Source organism: Chakrabartyella piscis (genome assembly GCA_030067835.1).
Taxonomy (GTDB): domain Bacteria; phylum Bacillota; class Clostridia; order Lachnospirales; family Anaerotignaceae; genus Chakrabartyella; species Chakrabartyella piscis.
The window spans coordinates 365,078-391,001 of the sequence record CP092441.1 but is presented as its reverse complement, the minus strand read 5'-3'; the positions used below and the strand labels follow the sequence as shown (position 1 = coordinate 391,001).

Sequence of the window (25,924 nt, the reverse complement as noted above, 5' to 3'; positions counted from 1 at the left end):
AGGTGTAATGGTTTTGGCTGTTGCACCTTTTTGAGTGTTATGGCAATTTGTGCAATTGCATTATTTTTATGTGTCATGGTTGTTTATGATGGGATGGGAAACCCACCCCCTACGATTGTAGCGTTTTTTAGTTTATAACTGTATCCACTCTTCACTCTTCATTTTTCACTCTTCACTAAAGGCAACGCCCTCCAAAATGAGAGTATCACAAATTTTAGATTAAGATATGCTTAAGTCACTAGCATTTTTCAAAATGTATGTTATAATTGGTTTTATGGTAAAACAATGTACAAATAATTTTGATTTAGGAGGAACTATTTTGAAAAAAAATATGAATAGAATCATCGCACTTGGTTTGGCAATGGGTATGCTTTCTACAACTGCTTATGCCGAAGAAGTTGCAGAAACAGTGGACACTGCTGCACAAGAAGAAGCAGAAGAAGTGATTGAAGATGATGTTTTGACATTGGATGAAGCAATTGAATTGCTCTTGGACAACAGCATTAGCTTAAGTCAAATCGAAATTTACGAAGATTACTTGCAAGTACAAAAAGAACGTGTTTGGGATAGTTATGGTAGCTTTGCAGTTCCAACAGCTGATTATCAACAATGGGCAGATGTATCTGTGTATTCCTATAAATCTTCCATTTATGACATCACCAGCAGTGCAGAAAGCTCCAAACTCAACGAAGCAACCTTGGAATTGACAGCAGAGTTGACATTGCTCAATGCCTTCTCTACATTGTTTAGCACATATGAAAGCATTGAATCTATGGAAGCTATGATTGCAACTTCTGAAACCTCCTATGCACAATCTGAACTGAAACATTCCCTTGGTATGATCAGTGATTATACTTTGGATCAAGCAAAGGTATCCTTGGATTCCATGTACAGCAGTGTTGCACAATTGGATTTGAGTATAGAAAGCCAATTCATCACTTTGAATAACTTGTTGGGTTTCTCCACTGATGAACGTTACAACATTGAAAATCCTTTTGAATACGAAGTGTATACCATTGATAACATGGATACATTTGTGACATTTGCACTCAAAAGCGATATGTCCATTGCACAATATGAATTGGCTGTGGATAGTGCAGAATTTGACAAAAACTTCTTGTCTGTAGCAACAACTACAACACAAACAGATGCCAATAGCTACAACTATGATAAAGCAAAATTGGATCTTAAAAATGCAAAAACCACAAAAGAAGAATCCATTCGTTCTGCGTATATCCAATTGCAACAAATGGAATTGAGCTACAACGAAGCAGTCATTGATTTGGCACAAGCAGAAAAAGATTATGCTTTGGCAGAAACCAATTTCGCAGTTGGCAATATCACACAACTTGCTTTGGATCAAGCAGCACTCACTGTTGTGCAAGCAGAAAATGAAATTGCTTCTTTGGAACGCAGCTATGCACTCCAAGTGTTTAGATTGGAAAATACAACCATCTTGTAATCTGAGCAATAAAATAAAAGTCATGGGCATACAACCTATGACTTTTTTATTGTCCCAATTAAACTAAATGAGACCTAATATGTATGAACATATCTTAAATTATGCATTCCACTTTCGGTACGCATACAATGCGTCCCCTACAATATATAAAAACCCTTTTATCTTTAATTGGGACTTATATTTTGCTCTCAATAAACGGAAATCGTCTTACAACCAAGCCATTGGCTGTCACTTCTCTACTTCTTTTCCACAATATCCACAGAATTTCTGACCATCTGACACACGTTGTCCACAATTTTTGCAACAACCAGCAAGTGTCGCCACAACCACTTTTGGCTCACTTTCCATTTCTGGTGTAACACTCGTTTCTGGTTCTTGTACCTTTGCCAAACGTTCTTCTTCCTTTTGTACTTTGCGATTTTGTTTCACTTGTTCAATTTCTGCTTCCAATGTTTTGATACAATCCTGACTACCAACCACTTTGTCACAAATCAAAGCCGCTTCCTCATCATCCAATTCGCCTAAAACAAATTTCGCCCAAAAATATTCTCCAAGCTCCTGTTTGTAGCATTGGATGTTGCCTTTTGCAATGGAAATTTCACCTTGCAAGCGATTGATTTCCAAGCCATCTTCTGCTTTTTCAGATACATTCTTTGCCATTTCACCTAGTTTTTCAAAAAAATCCATTGCAATACCCCTTTTCCATTCCAATTGTGTTTTTCTTTTTAGTATACTCCTGTTTTTGTCCAAAAATCAATGTTCTTGTAGAAAAAAGTAAAAATACAACTCGGTTTGTGTAGAAATCAATACCAAAAAAATGCACAATTGGCTATTTATACAACTTTTCGCAATTTCTATATTTTGACCCATAATGCATGCAAATTAGTTTTATTTTCCATACATTTTTTCTATGATAGTATGAAAAAAATATAGCAAATGTAAAGTTTTCTTCAGATAACCATAAATTATATGTATAACTCTCCAAAAATATTGACCAAAAAAATGATGGTCAAAAATTGCCACCCCGCAATATTGTATTTATTTCAGTACAATCTTTTATACATTTTCAATAAAACCAATGAAACACTTATCAAATTTTTGACATATTGTATAAGTGACAAAATTACTGCACATACAATAGTATACAATCCACATGAGCCCTATTTACATGATGCAATTACCCTACTATAATATAGATACCACTAAAAATTGGAACTTGAGGAGACTATTTTATGGAATTACTAAAGAGCAGAATCATCAATGATGGCGTTCTTCTTGGAACAGATCTTGTCAAAGTTGATTCTTTTTTAAACCATCAACTGGATATCGGATTACTCAAGGCATTGGGCAAAGAAATTTATTGTCGTTTTGGGCATTTGGGCATCAATAAAATTTTGACCATGGAAGCATCTGGCATTGCCATTGCATCTGTCACTTCTATGTATTTTGATTTGGCACCTGTTGTCTATGCAAAAAAAACCTTGTGTAGCACCACAGGCGATGCATACTATCAAACAAAAGTGAAATCTTTCATTGATGGTACTTGCTCCACTGCTGTCATTTCCAAATGTTGCTTGTCTGCTAGGGATCGTGTATTGATCATTGGCGATTTTTTGGCACATGGAGAAGCTGCAAAAGGACTTGCTGACTTGGTGGCACAAGCTGGTGGTACTGTCTGTGCCATTACTGCTGTCATCGAAAAGGAATTCCAAGGTGGTGGCGAAATGCTACGTGACATGGGATATTTTGTAGATTCTTTGGTCATCATTGAAAAAATTGAAAATGGTGTTATTTCCTTCAAAGATACGGATGAATGTGTCTGTCATGAAAAACAACAGTATTATAACACTCCATTGTGACTGTACAAGCACATTACATAAACAATCTATTTGATTAGTTGAAAGCAATCCTATATGGGTTGCTTTTTTTGTGTGCCAAAACAGTGGTCAGTGAACAGTGAACAGAAAACCCAAGATCCCTCATTTCATTCGGAATGACAGAGCTATTGGCGATATGTTTCTGTTTGTGTCATTGTAGGGGCTGTCTGTAACGTGACGAAAAATCTTAGCTTCTGCTGACGGGACAGCACAGCTATCCCCCTACGCTTGTAACATTCACGTATGCTGTCATTCAGAGGACTAACATGACGAAGAATCTGAACACCTTCAGCCATTCAACCTAGTACCTTAAACCCCACCGCTACATTTCTTTGGCATTATACCAACAGGCGACTGATAGTCGCCCCTACAAAACCAAATGCAAAATCATACATTGTACCACATCCAAAGCCTGTCATTCAGAGGAGTGAAGCGACGAAGAATCTAAAAGCCTTCAGCCATTCAACCTAGTACCTTAAAACCCACCGCTACACATCCGTTGACATCATGTCGCAAAACAACAGGCGACTGATAGTCGCCCCTACAAAGCCAAAACCACTACACATCCGTTGCCATCATATCGAAAATCTGATGCAAAGGAAAATTTCTCCAGTTATACTGACCTCATGAAAAGCAGATTCCTATTTTATGCTGAAAATGGGTGTCAGCCTTCTGTGGATTTATGAAACACCCAGTTTTCTCTTATGCTGAAGAAGAAACATTGGTTTTCAAAAATCCAAACAAAACGAGTTCTATTTCATGCTGGAAATGGAATTGTTTTTCTGGCAGACACAGTCCTCCTACCCTTTGGACTTCGTTTGTTTTATCATGATACAACGGAAGCATAGCGCACAAAAGAAAACGAACGTACAAAAGATAATACGTACGAAAGAAAGCTATGAAAACAACACAAAAGCATATGAAAAAGGAGGAAATTAAAATGAAAAAATTTATTTCTTTGCTTATTGCTTCCGCTATGGTAGTCTCTTTGGTTCCTGCAACAGCATTCGCAGGCCAAGATGTTTCCGCTACAGCGAAAGTAGTAGGCGCTGAAACAATCGCAGAAGGTGAAGATGTGGATGATACACCAGAATTGCAAATTACAATTGCTTCTGCATCCTATTCTGGTAGTGACGCAAGTTTCGACAATGACGCTCTTAACGTGGCTGATCCATCTCTTGTAGGTGCTCCAGAAATCGACATGGAAATCGTATTGGATGAAGTGGACTTTGATGGTAGTTATTCCATCTCAAGCATTAGCTTTGAAGCAGATGACGAAGAAAATGGTGCACCAGCTGTCATTGGCAACTTCGAATGTGAAGATGAAGAATTGACTTTCACTATCTACGGTAAAGTATTTGAAGATGACGTAATCGTTATCCAATTGGATGCAAAATCTGATGACGTAGAAGATTTGGGTGCTGGCGACTACGCTACAGTATCTGTAGATTCTGACATCGTTGAAGTTGATGACTTGGTGTTCATCACATGTGCTGACATGGGCGTTGAAGCTTCCATCCAAGACTTGACTTACATCGCTGAAGATGAAATCGCTTCTTTGGACGAAACTTTGAAAATTGAAGAATCTGTAACAGGCACATTTGCTGCTGCTGAATACATGATTTTGGAAATTTCCAAAGGCTTCGAATTCTCCGACAACTATGATAGCGTAACTTCTGGTGTTTCCATTACACAACCACCCAGCTTGGATGACAACGAATTATATGTGGATGGATTCCAATCTTTGGATGAAATCAAAATTGATGGTTTGGAAATCATTGTAGATAGCGCTAGCGAAGGCGATATCGCTACAATCGAAATCACATTGTATGATGACAATGACAAAAAAATCTGTGATACAGAAGTTGAAGTTGTTGAAGTTTGTGAATACACAGTTGTAATCTCCGTTGATGAAGACGAAGACGTTCCTGTAATCTACAGCGGCGTTAACTCTGATAACTACGGTATCAACGACGATTCTGATCATGAATCTTTGGAAGTAACTATTACAGAATCCTTCCCTGGTGCTTGGAGCAACAGAGATGAATTCGAACTCACATTGCCAGAAGGCGTTTACGTTGTTGACGTAGAAGTAGATTCTGACAACTGGGATGCATATGGTACAACCACAGCAATTAATGAAGAAGAAGCATTTGCAGAAGCTTACTATGAAGGTGGCTACGAAAGCTTTGTATTCGAAAAAAGATTATTTGAAGAAACAACAGGTGGTTCCGAAATCGAAATCACATTTACATTGGTATTGACAGCAGAGCAAGACTTCGTTGGTGACGTTGTTCTTGGTTTCGTTGGCGATTCCGTAACAGAAGATGAAGTTGTTATCGCTGAATTCGTTTCTTCTTATGAAGTAACAGCAGAACAAAATGACGTAATCATCGATTACAGAAATACACCTATTGACACACCTGTAGTGATTACAGAAGCAGAAGCTGAATTGTGGAATGATGACATGGAATTCTTCCTTTCCATGGAATCTGATTATATGAGCTTTGATGATGAAGGTGATGTAACTGTAAACAGCGATTCTGACATGACAGTTGATGTAAACTCCAGCAGTACATATGCTTGGGTTTCTGTAACAGTTGATGACGAATCTGAAGACGAAGCTGGCGTTTTGACATGGGAAGGTTTGGAATTGTACATGAGCCGTGATTTGGCTGCTGGTGCATATGCACTTGACATTACAACATCCGCTAACCAAATGTTCTTGAACGAAGCAATCTTCGGTGGTGTTGATTATGCTGGTGGCGATTACAATGGCGATGATGACTATGCATGTGTAGGTCACGTTGCTGATGATGTTGATTCTGAATATGACTCAACTTCTGACAAATACAGCACATCTGAAGACAACACAACAGTTGAAGTACAAGCTGCTTTCGTTAACATCGTAACAGCTGGTTCTGACCAAGCTAACACATTCACAACACAAGTTATTGTTCCTATCGGCGAATACTACATCTATGCTGGTGGTACACAAATCGCTTTGGATGCACCTGCATACATCTCTGATGCTGGTTACACAATGTTGCCTGTAAGAGCAGTTGCTTCTGCTTTGGGTATTGACACAAGCGCTGTTGTTTGGAATAGTGAAGCTCGTCAAGTAGTTATCACTTACGGTTCTAAAATCGTCGCTATGACAATTGGCGAAAGCTACATGAGCGTAAATGGTACATTGATTGCTACATCTGCTGCACCAGAAATCGTTGATAGCAGAACATTCTTGCCACTTCGTGACTTGGCTACCGCTTTGAGCGTATCCATCACTTGGGATGATACAACAAAAACAGCTACATTGAACTAATTCAAATTGAATTTAGATTGATGTATGAGGACCCCGAAAGGGGTCCTTTTTTGTATGCCAAAACGGAACAACACAGGGGTTGTTCCCTACAATACCAGTTACTTTTGTTTACGTTCTGTCATTCAGAGCGTAGCGAAGAATCCTAACCCAAAGATTCCTCATTACATTCGGAATGACAAGCCAGTGGTCAGTGGTCAGAAAAACCAAAACCACAAGCCTGTCATTGTAGGGGCTGCCCTATGTGGCTGCCCGTAAAGCGAAGAACCCTAAAAACAAAGATTCCTCATTACATTCGGAATGACAAGCCAGTGGTCAGTGGTCAGAAAAACCAAAACCACAAGCCTGTCATTGTAGGGGCTGCCCTATGTGGCTGCCCGTAAAGCGAAGAATCCTAAAAACAAAGATTCCTCATTGCATTCGGAATGACAAAACATACCACAAACCTGTAGGGTATGGGTCACCCATACCGCAACGTAAATCAACCGCAATACCACAAACCACCCTTTACAATCCCATCATGGACATCATTTGCATCAATTGTTTTTGTTCGTTTTTTGGTAGGGTTGCGCCAACTGCTGCCAGAAGTGCCTTTTGTTCTGCAACAGGCAAATCACCACCAGCTGCCAATTTTTCACCATATTCCAAAAACACATCTATTTTCTCCATACCTTCTTTGCCACGACTCTTTTCTGCTGCTTCTTGAATCAAACGCAAACGATCTTCTCCAAGTGCCATCACTTCTGGAATATCAAACTCTTTTCTCATAACAAATCCTCCTTTTGTGCCATCAATTCACGCATTTGCATCATACGCATAATCTGATCAATTTGGTTTCGTTCCTCTACTGGTAAAAATGGACGTATGGCTCGAAACATTTGATTTCTACGCAAGGTGGGTTCTTCTTGCTTTTCCCTTGCCACCAAAGGCGTTGCAGTCATAACACGTCGCATTTCCAATACACGCATCACCACAAACATATTCTTTTGAAACTCTGCATCCAAAAAGGGAATTGCAGCATATAAAATACGCTCCCTTGGTGAGCTTCCAAATAGTCCTGTGCTTTCTTCTATTTGCTCTGGCACTTCTTCTTTCCTCTGACCCAAAAGACGCTGTAATCTGCTCATACGCTCCATCATACCCATCATTTGGGCACTGTCTTCACCAAACATACCAGATGCCATTTGTTCCATATTTTCTTCCATAAAATCCCTCCAAAATCCATGATTAAACTCCTATTTTGTGTGTACTCAACGGGCGAACACACAGGTTCGCCCCTACAATGCCAAATTGATATACATAGTAACGTTCACATTGAAAAATATATGTCCAACTTCAGAAAAATATTCTTTGTTTCGATTCCCAAAACAGAAATCTGTCATATTTTATAAATACAGAAGTAGGCAAATCCATCTTCTGATTTCAAAACAAAGGAGATGTTTACATGCATCCTTCAGCAAAATCTTCCCATGGTGAAACTTCTCCAACAGGAAAAGGCATTGGCATTGCTTTTTTGGATACTGGAATTTCACCTGTTGCAGATTTTACAGTGCCCAACAACCGAATTGTGGCATTTCATGATTTTATAGATGGCAAGCAACAACCATATGACAACAATGGTCACGGGACACAGGTCACGTATTTCCTCTTATTTTTCTATAGGTGTTGTGTTTCGTTTTGTGGTGTGATATGATGAGATACAATGCATTTTACACAGAAAATAAGCCCTCATTTAGAAGGCTTGGAGGTTTTTATGAACGCTTTACGCAAAACATTTTTCAAATATATTTCTCTGAACATTGCTGGTATGATTGGGCTTTCTTGCTATATTTTGGCAGACACCTATTTCATTGCACAAGCACTGGGTTCCAATGGTTTGGCATCCCTAAACCTATCTTTGACCATGTTCAGTACCATGTATGGTATTGGTTTGATGATTGGTATTGGTGCTGCAACGGATTTTGCACTCCACAAAGCTGAAAATGCTGGTGTCAATGTGTCTTTGGTGCATGCTCTTGTGCTCTGTGCCATTGTGGCTGTGGCATTTGCCCTTTTGGTGTTATTTGGCATTGAACCCCTTTGTTATTTCTTGGGTGCTGACACAGAAACTTTCCATATGACACAAACCTATTTGACCACATTGTTGACATTTGTGCCATTTTTCCTTTTGAGCACCACCATGCAAGCCTTTGTACGCAATGACAACAACCCCAAATTGGCTATGATTTCCATGCTTGCCAGCAGTTTTGCCAACATTGGTTTGGATTATTTGTTTATGTTCCCTATGTCTATGGGGATTTTTGGTGCTGCCTTTGCAACAGGACTTTCACCCATCATCAGTCTTGGAGTCTTGCTCTTCCATTTTGTTGGTAAACAGCACAATTTACACCTTGGTAAATGTAAGCTCTCTTTCCGTAGAATGGGTACCATCCTATCCCTTGGATTCACTGCTTTTGTAGGGGAATTGGCTTCTGCCATATCTTTATTTACCTTCAATCTTTTGATTTTGGGTATTGCTGGAAACATTGGCGTTGCAGCTTATGGAATTGTTGCAAACTTTGCCATGACTGCTGTTTGTGTCTATGTTGGGATTTCCCAAGGGATTCAACCACTTGCCAGCACCTATTATGGACAAAAGGATACGCCATCTATTCGATTTATTTTGAAATACGCATTGTCTACAGGCTTTGTTTTGTCTGCAATCTTGTATATTGCAGTCTTTGTCTTTGCACCCAACATTGCATCTGCTTTCAACAGTGAACAAGATGCCGGTTTGCAACTTTTGGCAATTGAAGGCTTGCATTTATACTTTGTTGGCTATTTCTTTGCTTGTATCAACATCATTTCTGCTGCATTTTTGAGTGCCATTGCAAAAGCTGGTTCTGCAACTGCAATTGCCCTTTGTAGAAGCTGTTTTGTGTTGGTGCCTGCTGCCATCATTTGTAGCCGATTGTGGGATATGACTGGGATTTGGATTTCCTTTATTGCAACAGAAGCCATTGTATTTGTCATTACATTTGTGTCATTGCGTAAAGCCATGAAAGGGTTGTAATGATGTGGTTTTATTTGACCACTATCTCTTTCTTCTTTCTTCTATTTGTGCAAACACTTCTTCTGTCAAAATGGGTTCATGGGTATTTCGTACCACAACCCAACGTTCTTTTGGCACTTCTTTTCGTATCTTAGATTTGAAGCTGATTTTTTCTTCTTTTCCTTGTACCATATGCCCCAAATACACTGGATTTTTGAGGATTTTTCCTACAGTGCCTGCTTTCCATTGCAAGCAAACAGGTCTACCTAGGTCTTGTCCTTTTTTGCGTTTGGTTTCTGATGGTGTGGGTATTTTCTTGGCATTCAATTGGTCTGCAATGGTGCGAAAAGAATCCCCTAACACATACCAATTTGCCATTTCCACCACAACCTTTGCTTCTTCTGGGATGATGATGAGTTTATGTTGATCCAACTTGCTTTTTTCATAGCCATAAGGTGCATAATTTCCAATGAATTGCCCCATCTCCATTTTGCGACGCAACACCATACGTATATTATCTGACAATTCTTCTGAATACCATTCGTTGATGAGACCATTGATTTGACGTGCTTTTTTATTGCTACGATTTTGGGTATCGGTACCATCCACAATGGATACAAAACGTATGCCCCAAAGTGGAAAGTATCTATGGAAATATCGTTCTACCGTTTCCCAATTTCTACTGAATCGTGATTGGGATTTGCATAGAATGATAGAAAAATCACCTTTCTTTGCAGCTGCAATCATCTCCACAAATGCAGGTCTATCTTCACCCAATCCAGAATAATTTTCATCTATATACACTGCCACCACATCCCAATTTTTCTCCTTTGCATAGGTGCGCAAAAGTTCTCTTTGGTTCTGAATGCTTGCACTTTCTTCCAAACCATCTTCCACAGATATCCTACAATAAATCGCCACCTTATCCATAGCATCACCCACAAGTCCTTTTGATTTGGTATATGATTTTTATGGGAAATTAGAACAAAAAAAGGGTGCCCAAACGACACCCCTACGAAAACCGAAACCATAAATATGATGTACTTGTAGGTATGCCCCTACAAATTACAGTTCAAAACAATCTTAGTGAATTTTAAAAATCTGTTTGCCACATCTTGGGCAGACTGTATCTTCTTTGATTCTACGTCTACAATCCAAGCCACCTTTACAATGTGGGCATGTATATATCTTGATTTCAGATACAATCACCGCCACAACAATGACAATCATCAAGGGAATGTTCCCCAAGAAAACAAAACTCATGGCAGCCAACACATATGCCATTACATCTAATTTTTGAAACAATTTGTATTTCTTCAAAAGTGCTTGTCCTTTTTCTGATAATCTCATATGTACCTCCTACTTGCATCCCATTTGCAATCCCATTTCTATTAGTATATCTCTTTTTTTCGTCAATTGCAATACGTGTCACATGTCACGGGTATCGCTTGTGGCAATGGTGCCCTTTCGAATGGTTTTTATGGTGGAATTGCGCCAGAAGCACATATCATTTCATTGAAAATATTGGATCGCCAAGGTCAAGGTACTTCCATCCATGCACAGTCTGCTTTTGAGTGGATTTTGGCACACAAAAACACATACAACATTCGTATTGTGAACCTTTCCATTGGTGCAAATGATCGCAAAGTCAACAAACCGCTACAAGAAGGTGTTGAAACCTTATGGAACAAAGGCATTGTGGTTGTGGCTGCTGCTGGCAACCCAGACAAAAGGAGCAATGAATCCATGACACCACCACTGAGTCCCACCATCATCACAGTTGGTTCCACAGAAGACAGACCTTATTTCACCAAGCAAACTCCCTTTGCCAGATTTACAAAAACCCCCATCTACACACCTGATATTTGGGCAACTGGTGAGCAGGTGGTTTCTGTATTGTCGCCACAATATGACTTCAATTTACCCAATCGCAGCAGACGCAACATCAAAAAAAAGCATTACATTTCCATGAGTGGTGCTTCCATGGCAACACCATTGGTCAGTGGGTATATTGCCCTTTTGTTGGAGCAATACCCCAAAACAACACCAAAACAAGTGAAAGAAATGTTGTTGGAGCTTTGCAAAGGTAATGATGGGGTTTTGTTGTGAGTAGTGAATCCATTTCACACGCAACCACAGGCACCCACATAGGGGTGCCCCTACAGAACCAAACGCAGATACAAAAATCAAAATTGGATATGCAAAAAGGGTGGATACGAAATCCACCCCTACAATACATAGTCTATCTTATTCCTCTGTTTTTTCTTCTGTTTCAGCTGCTTCTTCTTGAAGGAATGCTGCCACTTCTTCTGCGCCAAAAGCAGATTTCAAGAAGGATTCTGCATCATCCAATTGTGTCATTTGGTCTTGCAAAGAAGTCAACACTTCTTCCACATTTTGCACATAGTTTTCTTCTTCTACTTCTTCAGCTGCTTCCACTTCCACTTCTGTGGATTCTGGTGCATCTTCCCATTCTTCAAACTCATCTTCTTCCAAGTCTTCCAAATCCTCAGAATCACCTTTCATTTTATCACGATAGCCTTTGACGTCTTCTTTGAACCCTTCCAAGATTTCAGCCATTCTAAATGCTGCACTTCTTACAGTTGGTTCCAAGTCTTCTGCTTTTTCAGAAACCTTTGCAGTGACATCTTTCACAACAGGTTGCATTTTTTCAGCTTGTTCACCCATTTTATTGGCAACACTACCAAAGGCAATGCTTGCTTTTTCCAATGCACTATTGACGGATTTTGTAATTTTTTCTGTATCGTATGCTTTTCCTGTTTGCAAAACTGCCAACAACTTTTCAGCTTCATCCACAGTGATAATGCCTCTTTCCAACATACTCAAAATGCTCATGCGTTCTTCTTTCATATTCCTAGCTCCTTTCTTTTTTGTGGTGCTCTTTGTAGTTTGTCCAATTGTCTGATATTGATATTCCTCTGGTTTCTCTGTTTGGAAGCCAAAATGATATAAAATACTTTCTACAATTCTACGAGACGCTTCTCCATCGCCAAATGGGTTTTTGGCAGTTGCCATTTTGCCATAAGCTTCAGGATTTTCCAAAAGTTCTTTCGCCATAGAATAGATGGTTTCTTCTTCTGTGCCAGCCAATTTGAGAGTGCCTGCTTCTACGCCTTCTGGACGTTCTGTCACGTTACGCAACACCAATACAGGTTTTCCCATGGAGGGTACTTCTTCTTGCAAGCCACCGCTGTCTGTGAGCACCAAGAAAGAGCGACACATCAAGTTATGCATATCCTTCAAATCCAATGGATCTGTCAAGTGTACACGTTCCATCCCACCAAGAATTTCATTCACAGGTTCCATAACTGCTGGATTTTTATGAACTGCATAGACCACTTCCACATCTGGGAAGTCTTCCACCAAGCGTTTCACTGCATGACAAATATTACGAAGAGGTTCTCCAAGATTTTCACGTCTATGGGCAGTCATTGCAATGACACGTTTGCCCTTGAAATCGATGTGGTTGAGTTCTTCTACAGAAAAAGTGAAATCTTCCTCTATGGTATGTGCCAATGCATCAATAACCGTATTGCCAGTGATGAAAATGCCACTAGGATCTACGTTTTCTTTCAAAAGATGTTCCTTTGCCAAAGGTGTTGGTGCAAAGTGCAAGTCTGTCAAACCACCTGTCAATTTGCGGTTCATTTCCTCTGGAAAGGGTTGATATTTATCGTATGTTCTAAGACCTGCTTCCACATGACCCACAGGAATTTGGTTGTAATACGCTGCCAAAGCACCTGCAAATGTGGTGGAAGTATCCCCATGCACCAAAACAAGGTCTGGTTTTGCTTCTGCCATCACATCACCCAAACCATTGAGTGCTTTTGTGGTGATGGTAAACAAAGTTTGACGTGGTTGCATGATATCCAAATCGTATTGTGGTTGCAAATCAAAGATTTCCAGAACTTGATCCAGCATTTCTCTATGTTGCGCTGTGACACACACAATGCTTTCAATTTCTGGGGTTTCTTCCATTTGTTTCACCAAAGGCGCCATTTTGATTGCCTCTGGTCGAGTGCCAAATACACTCATCACTTTGAGTTTTTTCATTTGCAAAGTCCTTTCTGGTTGTAGTATATCAGTACGATGTGGGCATCGTACTCTACGAATGCAATATATGTTTTGTATCTATTGTATTTTGTTTTATGGTATTGCGGTTGATTCGTGAATCAACCCTACGAGTGCTTACACCAATATGCTGTCATTCTGAGGGTACCGAAGAATCTTTGATTTTGCGATTCTTGGCGGACAGCCACAAGGGCAATCCCTATAAATAGAGTTTCGGTTATGAACGGTAGGGTCAAGACCCTACCCTACGAGTATATTATTTGATATAGTTTGTCAAGGAGCCAATGCCTTCGATTTCACAACGAACCACATCGCCTTTTTTGAGGAATTTAGGTGGTTCAAAGCCCATACCAACGCCTGATGGTGTACCTGTAGCAATGATGGTACCTGCTTGCAAAGTAACCCCTTGTGACAATTGGCTGATGACTTTTGCAATGCCATTGATCATAAGAGATGTGTTGCTATTTTGACGCAATTCATCGTTGACAAAGGATTTGATTGCAAGTGCTGGTGGATTGTCAAACTCATCTGCTGTGACAATACAAGGACCAATTGCTGTGTAATCATCCAAACTTTTGCCAAAGTACCATTGTTTGTGGTTGGTTTGCAAGTTTCTTGCACTATAGTCATTGATGATGGTATATCCAAATACATAGTTAAAAGCATCCTTTTCAGACACGTTTTTTGCATCTTTGCTTAAAATAACGCCCAATTCCGCTTCATAATCCATGCTATCCACAATGTCAAAATGACCATCTACCATTTCCCCATCGCCAACACCACGATTGAAACGTTTGGAGAAGTAGATAGGCACTGGACGTTCGCCACCAAATGCTTCGTTATGGAAACGAGCAGATTCTTCTGCATGGTCATGGTAGTTGATACCCAAACAAATCATATCTTGTCTACCACGCAAATATGGAGACAACACTTCAATTTCACGCATAGGAATGCCACGTACCATTTCCTTGTTGCGATCCAATCTTTTTTTCTTTTCTGGTGTCAAATGTTCCAAAAAATCCACCATATGTCTAGGTGCGCTACCCAAATAGTTCACTGGCACCATTTCCAAACCATCATTTTTCAAGATACCAATTTCGATTTTTCCATTTCGGCGATATTGAAATACTTTCATTTGATATACACTCCTTCTCTTTTGTGAACCGATTTTATACCGTTATTTTATGCTACTAAACTTAATCATAACATAAAATCTGGATTTAGAAAAGAAAACGCCTATGGTAAATATACACAAAATTTGTTTCTATAAAAAAACATATCTCACAAGAAAAGTTTGTTTTCCTTTGGCACAGAACAGGCTTTTTTCAATTTTTGGTGCACTGCCAAGAGCATTACTTTACTCAAATCCCTTGCACCCATAGGACAGACAGAAACGCAACGCATACAGGCAATACACACATCTGCATTGGTTTGATTTGGTGTATCCATTGGAATTGCAGATACTGGACATTTTTTGGCACAAGCACCACATCCAACACATTTATGGTTGCCTTTTGGTGTCATGGAAGCACCGCCATATGTTTTATAAGGTCTATCCCCTGGAATTTTGACAGACAAATCTTTTGTTTCTTTGATTTTTTTCAATATGGCAAGAGAAAATTCTTTCAGCACTGCCACATCTTCTGCATTGGGTCTACCAGCACCAAATTCACGTGCAATGGAATGTTCTGTTATTGCTGCAATGCCTGCAACCACCACAAAACCACATCCCAAAGCAATATCTTCCAATTCCACCATGGTATCTTCGTATTCACGATTGCCATAAGTTGCCACCAAAACCGCTTTTGCACCATTGCCTGATAATTCTTGGAATCGCTCTACCGATGCTGTTGGAATGCGTCCACCAAAGGCTGGTGCTGCCAAAATACAAATATCTTCTGCACCCAAAGACAAGGAATCCCCTTTCATTTCACGGTCACACAAATTCATGGAATAGACTTCCTGGCTCATGGCACCTGCAATTGTCATTGCTACCGCTTCTGTTGCACCTGTTGGACTGAAATACACTGCATAAACACTCATTTGATTGCCCCCTTATAGTTTTGATTTGTCCCAATTTGGAATAAGTTTTGGTAGTTTAGTTGATACATATTATGCTTATAATCTGTAGTACGACGGTTGATTCATGAATCAACCCTACAACTGCATACTTGAGTTTGTGGCAATTTATAACGGGATGTCGAGGACGCCATCCCCTACAAAACCCACAATAACGCTTTTAGAACCAGTAATTAAGAGGTGAGGGGCTTGTCACTCACGGTCTAATCGTAGGATTTATACCACCACATATCTTACTTTTGGGGGTGATTTTCAAGAGGGGTCGAGTTAGACCCATCTTGAACCGTGCTCCACGCTTCGGAAGTAGTGGTGGATTTTGTTACTTTTCTCCAGTGAAAAGTAAGGTCTGAAACTCTTTAAACCTTAAATCGCTTCCACTCCTAGAATTACCACTCCCGTATCATATTTTATTTTTAGTATAGCACTGACCAAAGATATGTACAATGTGTTTTGGATATCAACAGGCAGTTTTTGGTTCTTGGAACTATTTTTGCATACAAAAAAGGTGTAGACAAATTATCTACACCCGACAAGTGGAAATCCACTCATTTTTTTGGTCAATTCCACTAGGTTCTAATTGCAAGATTTACGAAAATATTTTTTTGTCATAATTATCAAAAAACGCAGGTGATATCGGAAATATCATCGAGGCTTTTTGCTGGTTATGACGGGAAAATAAATCGCAAAGATTGTGATTCAGAGACAGTGGTGTTTACCATATATTAATCTTGTGTGTAAGGCATCAAGGATACGTGTCTTGCTCTTTTGATAGCAGTAGTCAATGTTCTTTGATGTTTTGCACAATTTCCTGTGATTCTTCTTGGAAGAATTTTGCCTCTTTCAGAAACATATCTTCTCAATTTGTTTACGTCTTTGTAATCTACGCCGTTTACTTTATCAGCACAGCATTGACAAACACGTTTTTTTCTACGACCACGTTTTCTTTGCATCATGTCAGTGTCCTCCTTCTTAATTGGATTTTTTAGAAGGGCAGATCATCGTCTTCCATGCTTTCATCAATGGGATAGAAACCATCTGCTTGTGCAGGTTGTTTCGCTGGAGCTGGCGCAGAACTTCTATTGCTTTCGTAAGATGCTTTACTTTCTGCAAAGTAATGTTCATCTACAACCACATCTGTTGTTCTAACTTTTTTCCCATCTTTGTCATCATAACTCCCAGTTCTGAGAGATCCGACAATAGTAATCATCTGTCCTTTTTTTAGGTATTTTTCTGCAAATTCGCCAGTTTTACCAAATGCAACACAATTGATAAAATCAGTCTCGTCACGTTTGAAACGACGGTTCACCGCTATAGAGTATCTTGCCACAGCCATTGGTGTTGCTCCTTGGGAGTAACGTACCTCTGGATCACGTGTCAAACGACCCATCAAAATAACTTTATTCATAGGTCTACCTCCTTTTTCTTACGCTTCTTTACGTGTAATGAGATAACGCAAAACGTTTTCCATAATACGCATACGAGCTTCAATTTCTGCAGGAGCACCTGCTGGAGCTTCGAAAGTTGTAAAGCTGAAGAAACCTTCGTTTACTTTTTTGATTTCGTAAGCAAGTTTTCTTTTGCCCCAATCGTCAACTTTTTCGATTTTAGCGCCGAATCTTTCCAAAGTTGCTTGTACTTTTGCAACTTCAGCTGCTCTACCTTCTTCATCCAATGCTGGACTCAAGACCAATGCCAATTCGTACTTGTTCATGTAGTTACACCTCCTTCTGGACTTATGGCTCTCTTCCTCATGAAGAGAACAAGGAATATTTCCCATCGACACATTTGTCGACGCTAAAATATGATATCACAAGAGAAACCAAAAAGCAAGTGGTTTTTTGTGATTTTTATTGAGTTTCTAAGGTTTTTTATTGTTTTACAGGGTGACATACAAAGACAAGACCTTGAAGAACTTTTTTCTATCGCGAAAAGTTCCCCAATCCCTTCAAAAACGCTCTTCTAAAGCATTTTAAAAGATTAAGACCTTAAGACTTCGCCTTAACAACCACCATCCTTTGAAAAGGCTGGACCCAAACTTTATTTAAAAACCTTTCATAACAAATATGACGTTCTTGGCATACAGAAAGGGTGGATATAGAATCCACCCCTACGATTGCATTGTTTTTATTAATATTTCTTAGCTTTCGCCATACATTGCATCTGCTTTACCATTATCGCCAAAGTCGAAGGTTACAGTTGTGCCTTCCAATGTGTTTTGGATGGTACGTTCTGTTTCTTCTTCTTCATCGTCAATATATACTGTGTAGCCTGCATTGAATTCAATGGAGAAGGTATTGCCTGCATCTGTTGTGATACGTGCAATCTTATCATCTGCATCAAATTCGTCCAATTCGCCTTCTGCTTCCAAAACATAAGCAGTGATCATGGAAACATTTGTAGTTCCCAATTCCACAGTGAATTCCACATAAACTTCCACATCTGGATCTTCAATTGCTGCTTGGATGGTTTTCAAAGCTGTACTGGTCATACTCTTATTGGTTACAGTGGTTTTGCTACTGGACAACCATTTGTAAACTGTGCTTTTGCCTTCAATTTCCAAACCATCATCGGAGCCAACTGCAACACCTTTGATTGTGCTTGCTGTGGAGGAACTTGGCATATAGACTTCATCCAACATACCCTTGCTATTGAAGTACAATGTCATTTCTGTACCTTTGTATTTGTATGCTTCCAATTCTTCCAAATCGAAGTCATCGTCATCGTCTGCTTCTACATCTGGTTTGGATTTTGCGTTGAGTTTCATTTCATAACCATCAGAAAGTGCGATGATAAATTCATCATCACCATCATCATAAGAAACGAAAGTACCATTGACTTCTTCCAAGTATACAGTCAAACCTTGTACTTCTCCAGATCTGGTTGCAACCACATCAATGGACAAAGTAATATCGTCGAAGTTTGCCATAACCTTTTCAAATACAGTTTTGGAACTTGTATTCATACCAGGAATAGACAAAGGATATTTGACATCTTTGCCAGAATCGTTAGGGTCAGCTGTTGCATAAATATATGTATCCTCTTTATCATCAATGCTCACATTGTATTGTGTCAACATTGTGTATATATATTCTGAAGTATCCAATGTGAAACCATCCTCAGAATCATAGCTTGTGACAACACCTTTACGTAAAATCATAGAAGTTAGATTTGTATCAAATGCCGCTATCGTTGGTGCCATATATACATGTGTCAAATTTCCATCGTAATCAAAGTACAATTTTACATAGCCATTGTCATTGCATTCATCTTCTTGGTAATAGGACATAGTACTTCCAGAAACACTTTCCCAGTCTTTTAGCTCAAAATCCAAGATGTACAAGTCTATATCGTCAGTATCAATATCCATGGTTATTTTTTCAGTACCATTGTAAATAATCAACTTATCATCTCGGTCTTTGTTGTAGGCATAAGAAGATACTTTCCAAGTTTCCATATCATCATCGTGGCCAGCAGTTGGTTCTTCTAAGAAATGGATTTCTGTTGCTTTTCCTGAAGTATCACAGTACGCCATAATGTAGAAGTTGCCATTGTCTACCAATTCTTCTGCATCGTCATCATCAATTTCATCCCCAAAGAGATAGAATTCACAATCACTTGCATAATAAATGCTATTGCTATCCAATCCATCAAATGTTGCTACTGTAATGTATGTAGATTCCATTTTTTCCACTTTACCAGAACGTTGCAATACATCTGTCAATTCCACATACAATTCATTGACATATACTTCCACTGCAACCTCATCATCAATATCCCAGTCATAGTACAAATTCATACCAGCAACTGCATATTCATAATCATTGTCTTCAATTGCTTCTACCATTTCAGAATAATTTACTTTTTCTCCATCGAGATAGTAGATACATGTGCTACGCAAGTCTACTTCTTCTTCATTCCACGTGGTACTATCATCAAATGTGATTACATAATCATCAATTTCTGTGATGTTACCCAAAATGTCATAGTAAGTGAAAGATGCATCGGAAGTTGATGTTGTTGTACTTTCTGTTGCTTCTACTTGCAAGCGAATTTCTGATGCAATGTTATTTTCATAGACAACAGAAATGCGATCACCTACAGACAAACGTGCAACAGAAACGACTTGTGTGCCACTGGTATCTGCATACACATCTGTAAGTCCAGACTGTGCAGAAATCACATAGGTATCCCCATAGTCAAAATCAATGGTCAAATCATACCAAGTACCATCTACCACAATATTTGTAATTTCACCAATGTTGGCTGCACTTTCTGCCAAAATCGGATATGTTTTGTTGAGTACAACTGCCATTTCTGCACGATTGATGTTATCATCTGGCAAGAAATTATTGTTGGTATTGCCACTGAAAATACCCAAGCGGCTGACCAAGTCAATTTGTGCAATTTGGTCTGAAGAAAATCTCCAAGAATCTGCATATGCATAAGCAGATGGGTATGTACGATCATAGGAATATTGGTTGGACAAAGCATTGCCCAAAATTTCTGCTACATCACTTCTTGGTGCTGCATTGCTGACACCATTTGTCATGAAAATACTCAAATCAGAACTTGCAATTGCCCCTGTATAAAGGAAATATGCAGTTGCTTTTTGTGCCCATGTAGGAACTCCATAATGTTCCATGATATATGTGTAGCTTGCTTGATCCACAATATCCATATATTGGTCTGCACCAGATTTTATCAATGTGTTGTAGAACATTTGCATAACTTCCAAGTATGTTACATTGTTGTTGGCTCTAAAGGTATTGTCTTCATATCCAGAAATCAAGCCTAAGTCAGAAACACTTTGGATGATGTCCTTTGCACCTTCCCATGGTACATCGTCGATATCTGCATAAGTTGCACCAAAACTGGTGACACTGATACAAGAAGATGCCATGATTGTTGCCAATACTAGGGTAAACTTCTTTTTCAAATTCAATTTCATCTTTTGACCTCCTTAGTAATTTATCTTGTACCATAAAAGCGGAGAAAGTGTGTTGTAAAAGAAGCAATTGTTGCATTTGTGCAAAACAATTGATTTTTTGTATCACCATTTGCGGAGCAAATGTATCCAAGTACTCGTAGAGTACTGGATATTCTCTGCGTTCTAAATATTTACTATATCATAAAATTCCTAAAATTTCTAGGGATTCCAAACAATTCTTTGGTAATTTTAGAGATTAATTTTTTCCAATGTTTCCATTTTATGTATTTTACATAGAAATAAATTCTTTTATTCTTTATCCCAATTAAACTTAACGAGACCTAACATACAAGAAAGATCTTAATTATGTAGGGAATGCATTGTATGCATTCCACTTTCGGTACGCATACAATGCGTACCCTACAAGATATAAAAGCCCTTTTATCTTTAATTGGGACTATTCTTTCATACATCAAAAAGAATAGTGAAGATTGAAGAGCAAAGAGTTGAAAAACAAGATTCTTCGTCACTGTGTTCCTCTGAATGACAAAACCAGAAACAAAACACATCATTTCATCATACAACAATTCATCAAATATTTTTCATAGTCAAACCAATGCGTTTCTTTGGAATATCCACAGACAACACCTTCACTTGCACCACATCACCCAATTTCACCACTTCTAGTGGATGTTTGATGTATTTATCGCAGATTTGAGAAATGTGAACCAAACCATCTTGATGGACACCAATATCCACAAACACACCAAAATCAATGACATTACGCACAGTGCCAGTCAACACCATACCCACAATCAAATCCTCCATAGACAATACATCACTACGCAAAACAGGTGCTGGTGCATCAGAACGTGGGTCACGATTTGGCTTTTCCAATTCTTCTATCATATCCATAAGAGTTGGTACACCAATGCCCAAATCGTCTGCCAATTTTTCTGGTGACAAGACTTTTTTACCCAAGTCGCCTACTTTGCGATTTGCCACATCTGCCAAGGTATAACCACAAGTTTTCAATAATTTTTCTGCTGCTTTGTAGGATTCTGGATGTACACCTGTTTGATCCAACACCAATTCACTACCAGAAATACGTAAAAAACCTGCACATTGCAAGAATGCTTTTGGTCCCAATTTTGGCACTTTGAGAAGCTCTTTTCTGCTTTTGAATTTACCATTTTCTTCACGATATGCAAGAATATTTTTTGCTACAGTGCCATTGATGCCAGAAACATAAGAAAGCAATGCCGGACTTGCAGTATTCAAATCCACACCAACACCATTTACACAGTCTTCCACAACACCACCCAAAGCTTCACCCAGACGCTTTTGGTTCATATCGTGTTGGTATTGTCCCACACCAATGGATTTTGGATCGATTTTCACCAATTCCGCCAATGGGTCTTGGATACGTCTACCAATGGAGATGGCTGAACGCAAAGAAACGTCATATTGTGGGAATTCATCAGCTCCCAATTTGGAAGCAGAATACACAGAAGCACCCGCTTCATTTGCAATGATATATTCCACTTTGGTTGGAACCTTCTTCAACATATCCGCCACAAATTGCTCTGATTCACGGGATGCAGTCCCATTGCCAATGGAAATCAAATTGACATGGTATTTTGCAATGAGTGCCATCAACTTAGTTTCTGCTTCTGCCACTTTGTTTTGTGGTGCTGTTGGATAGACCACTGTGGTTTCTAGCGGTTTGCCTGTTTCGTCAATGACTGCAATTTTGCAACCTGTACGAAAAGCAGGGTCTAATGCCAAAACGGTTTTGCCACCAATTGGTGGTTGCAAAAGGAGTTGCTTCAAGTTTTCACGAAAGACTGCAATGGCTCCAATTTCTGCTTGTTCTGTCAAGTCTTTGCGAATTTCACGTTCCAAAGAAGGGAACAACAAACGTTTCCAACCATCTGCAATGACTTCCACCAAAATATCACGTGTGTGACTGTCTTTTTTGATGATGGTTCGTTCCATACGTAAAAATATTTTTTCTTCTTCACATTCAATTTTGACAGACAAAATCCCTTCTTTTTCACCACGATTCATGGCAAGAATACGATGTGGTGGCACTTGTTTCAATTTTTCTGCATAGTCATAATACATTTCATAGACAGGGTTTTCTTCCTTTGTTTTTTGAGATACCATCATGGCTTGTTTCATGAGCTCATCACGCAACATTTGACGATAAGAAGCATCATCTGCAATTTGTTCTGCCAAAATATCACTGGCACCAGCCAAAGCATCTTCCACTGATAGAACTTCTTTTTCTGTATCAATGAAAAGTGCAGCATATTCTGGAAGTGGTGTCAACAAAACCTGTCCCCAAATCATATCTGCAAGGGGTTGCAAGCCCTTTTCTTTTGCCACAGATGCACGTGTTCTTCTTTTGGGTCGATATGGTCGATAGATATCGTCGATTTCTGTTTGGGTTTTGGCGTTTTCCAATTTTTTTACCAATTCCTCTGTCAAAAAGCCTTGTTCCTCAATGGAAGCATAGACTTGTGCTCTTTTTTCTTCTAGGTTACGCAAAGATTGCAAACGTTCTGCCAATAGACGGACTGTTTGGTCATCCAAAGAACCTGTCATTTCTTTACGATAACGAGAAATGAAAGGGACTGTGTTGCCTTCATCCAATAATGCCACTGTTTGCTCCACTTGTGTGCGTTTGATGCCTAGTTCTTCTTGTAGTTGTTTGATGATGTCCATGTATTTTTCCTTTCTGTATATACGGGAGGATGATATCCTCCCCTACGAAGTATCGTAGTTTCAATTTATATTTCCTTTATATAATAGCAATCCAATTCCCATTTCAATGGGTTTGTTTCCATATATTCTAAAATTTTGAGATATTCTTTTTCACCCCGTATGATATGGTCATGAAAAGATTTTTGCCATATGGTATGACCAATTTGTTTTGTGACAATTCCTTTCATTTGTTGCACCGCGTGAGATATCGTAGGGGCGTGCAGTGCACGCCCGTCGTTTTCAATCACCAATATCATATGAATATGATTTGGCATAATGACATATTTATCTATCGTTATTGTTGTATAAATTTTGTCGATTCCCATAATAGCGGTGTCTACAATTCTTCCACAATCGGATAATGTATATTTCTGGCGAGCACTGCTCGCCCCTACGACGTGTGTTTCATTCCATAATATATTTTGTTTATCCTTGGTGCATATGGTGATGAAATACGCTCCATTTTGGCTATAATCATAATTTGCAAGTCGATTTTGTTTTCGTTTTGGCAAATCCATTTTGTCACCCCATGGTTTTATTTACGGGCGGATGATATCCGCCCCTACGGTGATTTGTTATTTTGATATCATTTCTCATATGTTTTCCAAATTTCTTGCAATTCCAATTCGCATTCCCCTATGGATTTTAGGAGGGTATAGCCATTGGTTTCGCCTATGTTTTTTGCCACCATACCACGCACCACCAAATAATCCAAGTGGCTTAGGGTTTCGCCAATTGCAAACCATTTTTGGAACAAAGGAAATTCTGCCCATGTTTTGCCACGCATAGACCATTTCAACTGTGATGCAACCTGTGTACCATGTGCATTTGGGAATTTCTCCACTGCTTCCAAGGTTTCCACCAAACGTTCATAATGGTGTGCAATGATTTCTTCAATACGCACATACACATCCATATCGTTTTTGCGATGTGAAGGCAATGCCACAGCAATATCCACTTCTCTGATTTTCACCAAAGAATCCAAATAATCACCAAGAGAATCCTCTACATCTACCCAAAATGTGATATTGGGTGTAATGTCAAACAAAATATGGTCTGCTGTAAACAAAATCTTTTGTTCTTCGTTATACAAGCAAGCCTGACCTGGTGTATGTCCTGGCACCATAATGACACGAAAATCGTATTTCCCAACAGAAATCACATCTCCATCTTCCACCAGTGCACCATCAAACAAACGCTCTGGCTCATATTCATTGGCTGGATTTTGACCATTGAGTTCTTCTACCGCTTCTCTTGTAAATCCTTCTTGGATAAAGGCTTCATCTGTCTTTTCCCAATATTCACCTTGATCTACCTTTTGCAAGTATTCATAATCCACTTTACTGATGTAAGTTTTGCCATTTCTACCCTTCATGGCTGCAAAAGCAAGTCCACTATGGTCTGCATGTAGATGTGTCAAAAACAGATTTACATGTTCATTGCCAATGCCCAATTCTGCAAAACCAGCAAGCAATGCCTCTTTACACACTTCACGATTGAAACCAGTATCAATGACCAAGGTTTCGCCACCATCTTGAATGACATAGCAATTCAAATTGCGTAGTGGGTTATTGGGTAGTGGTACATCAATGCGATAAATATTGGGATTCTCATATATTTTCGTGATCAATTCGCTCATAATTTCACCCTTTCAGACATAATACCCCTGATTGTAGCAATTGTAATAAAGGGTATACCAACTCCATTGTGTCCCTATAGTATACCCAATATTGCACCAAACCACAAGAGGGTAAAGAACAATGAGAATAGTACCACAAACCCTTGTATTTCCTATTATTCCAAGGAAATTCGGCTGAAAATTTAAGCTTTTCTGCAATTCATCCCAATATTTAGAAATTCGTTGGAAATTCGTTATATTTGCTTATGTTTCTTTGGAAATTTGTCGTTGTTCTTCTTTCTCCTATATGGTATCTTACCGATAATACAGCAATTCATAAAAAATATAGTATCAAACGGAGGATTTATATGAAAGGAATTTTAAAATTTTTACCATCATTGACATCAGTTGTCTTGGTTGTGGTTATGTCAGTGATTATGCGATTCACATTGTTCGCTTTCTGATTTACACAAATTACAACAAGTTGAAAGCAAGGAATTCCTAATGTGATTCAGTCTGAACTGGATGATATTGGGGGTATCTTGCTTTTTTTGTGTATATGAATACAAAACACATGCATTTCCTATCCTATCAAACCTGACTCCATTATAATTTTATAAAAATTTCATTTTCTTTTGGCTTATTTTTTAAATTTGGCACTTTTCATAAAAGATTATGTTGACTTTTGTGCAAAACCTACTATGATTAAAGATAGGGGAATTTACGTTTTATATGGGCTATCTTCCTATT

21 protein-coding genes are annotated in these 25,924 nt (G+C 39.0%); 6 read left to right on the top strand and 15 right to left on the bottom strand.

Going from position 1 to position 25,924, the window contains the following annotated elements:
* Window positions 1–319: 319 nt before the first annotated feature.
* The gene (locus MJY40_RS01745; RefSeq protein ID WP_317855364.1) at window positions 320–1,462 is read left to right on the top strand and encodes a TolC family protein; all 1,143 of its coding nucleotides are present in this window, start codon (window positions 320–322) and stop codon (window positions 1,460–1,462) included.
* A 228-nt stretch (window positions 1,463–1,690) separates the two neighbouring features.
* Here MJY40_RS01745 and MJY40_RS01740 read toward each other — a convergent pair whose 3' ends face one another.
* Window positions 1,691–2,149 carry a zinc ribbon domain-containing protein gene (locus MJY40_RS01740; RefSeq protein WP_317855363.1) on the bottom strand — a complete coding sequence of 153 codons (459 nt, stop codon included), beginning with the start codon at window positions 2,147–2,149 and terminating at the stop codon, window positions 1,691–1,693.
* 545 nt (window positions 2,150–2,694) lie between these two features.
* Between MJY40_RS01740 and MJY40_RS01735 the strand changes: the two genes are divergently transcribed.
* Both MJY40_RS01735 and MJY40_RS01730 read left to right on the top strand, forming a co-directional pair.
* Window positions 2,695–3,321: a xanthine phosphoribosyltransferase gene (locus MJY40_RS01735; protein WP_317855362.1), complete on the top strand. Its 627-nt coding sequence runs from the start codon at window positions 2,695–2,697 to the stop codon at window positions 3,319–3,321.
* Window positions 3,322–4,279: 958 nt separating this feature from the next.
* Window positions 4,280–6,661, top strand: a complete 2,382-nt coding sequence (locus tag MJY40_RS01730) for a copper amine oxidase N-terminal domain-containing protein (protein ID WP_317855361.1) — start codon at window positions 4,280–4,282, stop codon at window positions 6,659–6,661.
* 504 nt (window positions 6,662–7,165) lie between these two features.
* Here the strand turns inward: MJY40_RS01730 and MJY40_RS01725 are convergent.
* Together MJY40_RS01725 and MJY40_RS01720 are read right to left on the bottom strand one after the other, a co-directional pair.
* The gene (locus MJY40_RS01725) at window positions 7,166–7,426 is read right to left on the bottom strand and encodes a hypothetical protein (RefSeq protein WP_317855360.1); all 261 of its coding nucleotides are present in this window, start codon (window positions 7,424–7,426) and stop codon (window positions 7,166–7,168) included.
* Entirely contained in the window at window positions 7,423–7,863 is a 441-nt protein-coding gene (locus tag MJY40_RS01720) for a hypothetical protein (RefSeq protein WP_317855359.1), read from the bottom strand. The genes MJY40_RS01725 and MJY40_RS01720 overlap by 4 nt, the downstream gene beginning before the upstream one ends.
* A gap of 239 nt (window positions 7,864–8,102) precedes the next feature.
* Here MJY40_RS01720 and MJY40_RS01715 point away from each other — a divergent pair, with 239 nt between their 5' ends.
* Together MJY40_RS01715 and MJY40_RS01710 are read left to right on the top strand one after the other, a co-directional pair.
* Complete coding sequence (locus MJY40_RS01715; protein ID WP_317855358.1) at window positions 8,103–8,351, top strand: hypothetical protein; 249 nt, start codon at window positions 8,103–8,105, stop codon at window positions 8,349–8,351.
* Between the two features lie 60 nt (window positions 8,352–8,411).
* A complete protein-coding gene (locus tag MJY40_RS01710; RefSeq protein ID WP_317855357.1) occupies window positions 8,412–9,710 on the top strand; it encodes an MATE family efflux transporter in 1,299 nt (432 codons plus the stop codon).
* A 21-nt stretch (window positions 9,711–9,731) separates the two neighbouring features.
* Here the strand turns inward: MJY40_RS01710 and MJY40_RS01705 are convergent, their stop codons facing one another.
* Window positions 9,732–10,619 (bottom strand): recombinase family protein, encoded by an 888-nt coding sequence (locus MJY40_RS01705; RefSeq protein ID WP_317855356.1) that lies wholly within the window; start codon window positions 10,617–10,619, stop codon window positions 9,732–9,734.
* 153 nt (window positions 10,620–10,772) lie between these two features.
* Window positions 10,773–11,039: a hypothetical protein gene (locus tag MJY40_RS01700; protein ID WP_317855355.1), complete on the bottom strand. Its 267-nt coding sequence runs from the start codon at window positions 11,037–11,039 to the stop codon at window positions 10,773–10,775.
* Window positions 11,040–11,114: 75 nt separating this feature from the next.
* On the opposite strand from MJY40_RS01700, the gene MJY40_RS01695 reads away from it, so the two are divergent.
* On the top strand, window positions 11,115–11,798 hold the full coding sequence (locus MJY40_RS01695) for a S8 family serine peptidase (RefSeq protein WP_317855354.1): 684 nt from the start codon (window positions 11,115–11,117) through the stop codon (window positions 11,796–11,798).
* Window positions 11,799–11,936: 138 nt separating this feature from the next.
* Here MJY40_RS01695 and wecB read toward each other — a convergent pair whose 3' ends face one another.
* From wecB to MJY40_RS01645, 10 genes are all read right to left on the bottom strand, one after another.
* Window positions 11,937–13,763: a non-hydrolyzing UDP-N-acetylglucosamine 2-epimerase gene (gene wecB / locus MJY40_RS15615; protein WP_331488211.1), complete on the bottom strand. Its 1,827-nt coding sequence runs from the start codon at window positions 13,761–13,763 to the stop codon at window positions 11,937–11,939.
* 274 nt (window positions 13,764–14,037) lie between these two features.
* Window positions 14,038–14,916, bottom strand: a complete 879-nt coding sequence (locus MJY40_RS01685; RefSeq protein ID WP_317855353.1) for a fumarylacetoacetate hydrolase family protein — start codon at window positions 14,914–14,916, stop codon at window positions 14,038–14,040.
* A gap of 146 nt (window positions 14,917–15,062) precedes the next feature.
* Window positions 15,063–15,824: a 4Fe-4S binding protein gene (locus MJY40_RS01680; protein ID WP_317855352.1), complete on the bottom strand. Its 762-nt coding sequence runs from the start codon at window positions 15,822–15,824 to the stop codon at window positions 15,063–15,065.
* Between the two features lie 758 nt (window positions 15,825–16,582).
* Window positions 16,583–16,813, bottom strand: a complete 231-nt coding sequence (gene rpsR / locus MJY40_RS01675) for a 30S ribosomal protein S18 (protein ID WP_317855351.1) — start codon at window positions 16,811–16,813, stop codon at window positions 16,583–16,585.
* Window positions 16,814–16,842: 29 nt separating this feature from the next.
* A complete protein-coding gene (locus MJY40_RS01670) occupies window positions 16,843–17,265 on the bottom strand; it encodes a single-stranded DNA-binding protein (RefSeq protein ID WP_317855350.1) in 423 nt (140 codons plus the stop codon).
* Between the two features lie 18 nt (window positions 17,266–17,283).
* Window positions 17,284–17,571: a 30S ribosomal protein S6 gene (rpsF, locus tag MJY40_RS01665; RefSeq protein WP_317855349.1), complete on the bottom strand. Its 288-nt coding sequence runs from the start codon at window positions 17,569–17,571 to the stop codon at window positions 17,284–17,286.
* Between the two features lie 426 nt (window positions 17,572–17,997).
* Window positions 17,998–20,808: an S-layer homology domain-containing protein gene (locus MJY40_RS01660; RefSeq protein ID WP_317855348.1), complete on the bottom strand. Its 2,811-nt coding sequence runs from the start codon at window positions 20,806–20,808 to the stop codon at window positions 17,998–18,000.
* Between the two features lie 570 nt (window positions 20,809–21,378).
* Window positions 21,379–23,517 carry a Tex family protein gene (locus MJY40_RS01655; protein WP_317855347.1) on the bottom strand — a complete coding sequence of 713 codons (2,139 nt, stop codon included), beginning with the start codon at window positions 23,515–23,517 and terminating at the stop codon, window positions 21,379–21,381.
* A 65-nt stretch (window positions 23,518–23,582) separates the two neighbouring features.
* Window positions 23,583–24,074, bottom strand: coding sequence for a transposase (locus MJY40_RS01650; RefSeq protein WP_317855346.1), 492 nt, complete (start codon window positions 24,072–24,074; stop codon window positions 23,583–23,585).
* A 68-nt stretch (window positions 24,075–24,142) separates the two neighbouring features.
* Window positions 24,143–25,195 (bottom strand): MBL fold metallo-hydrolase, encoded by a 1,053-nt coding sequence (locus MJY40_RS01645; RefSeq protein ID WP_317855345.1) that lies wholly within the window; start codon window positions 25,193–25,195, stop codon window positions 24,143–24,145.
* Window positions 25,196–25,924 lie beyond the last annotated feature (729 nt).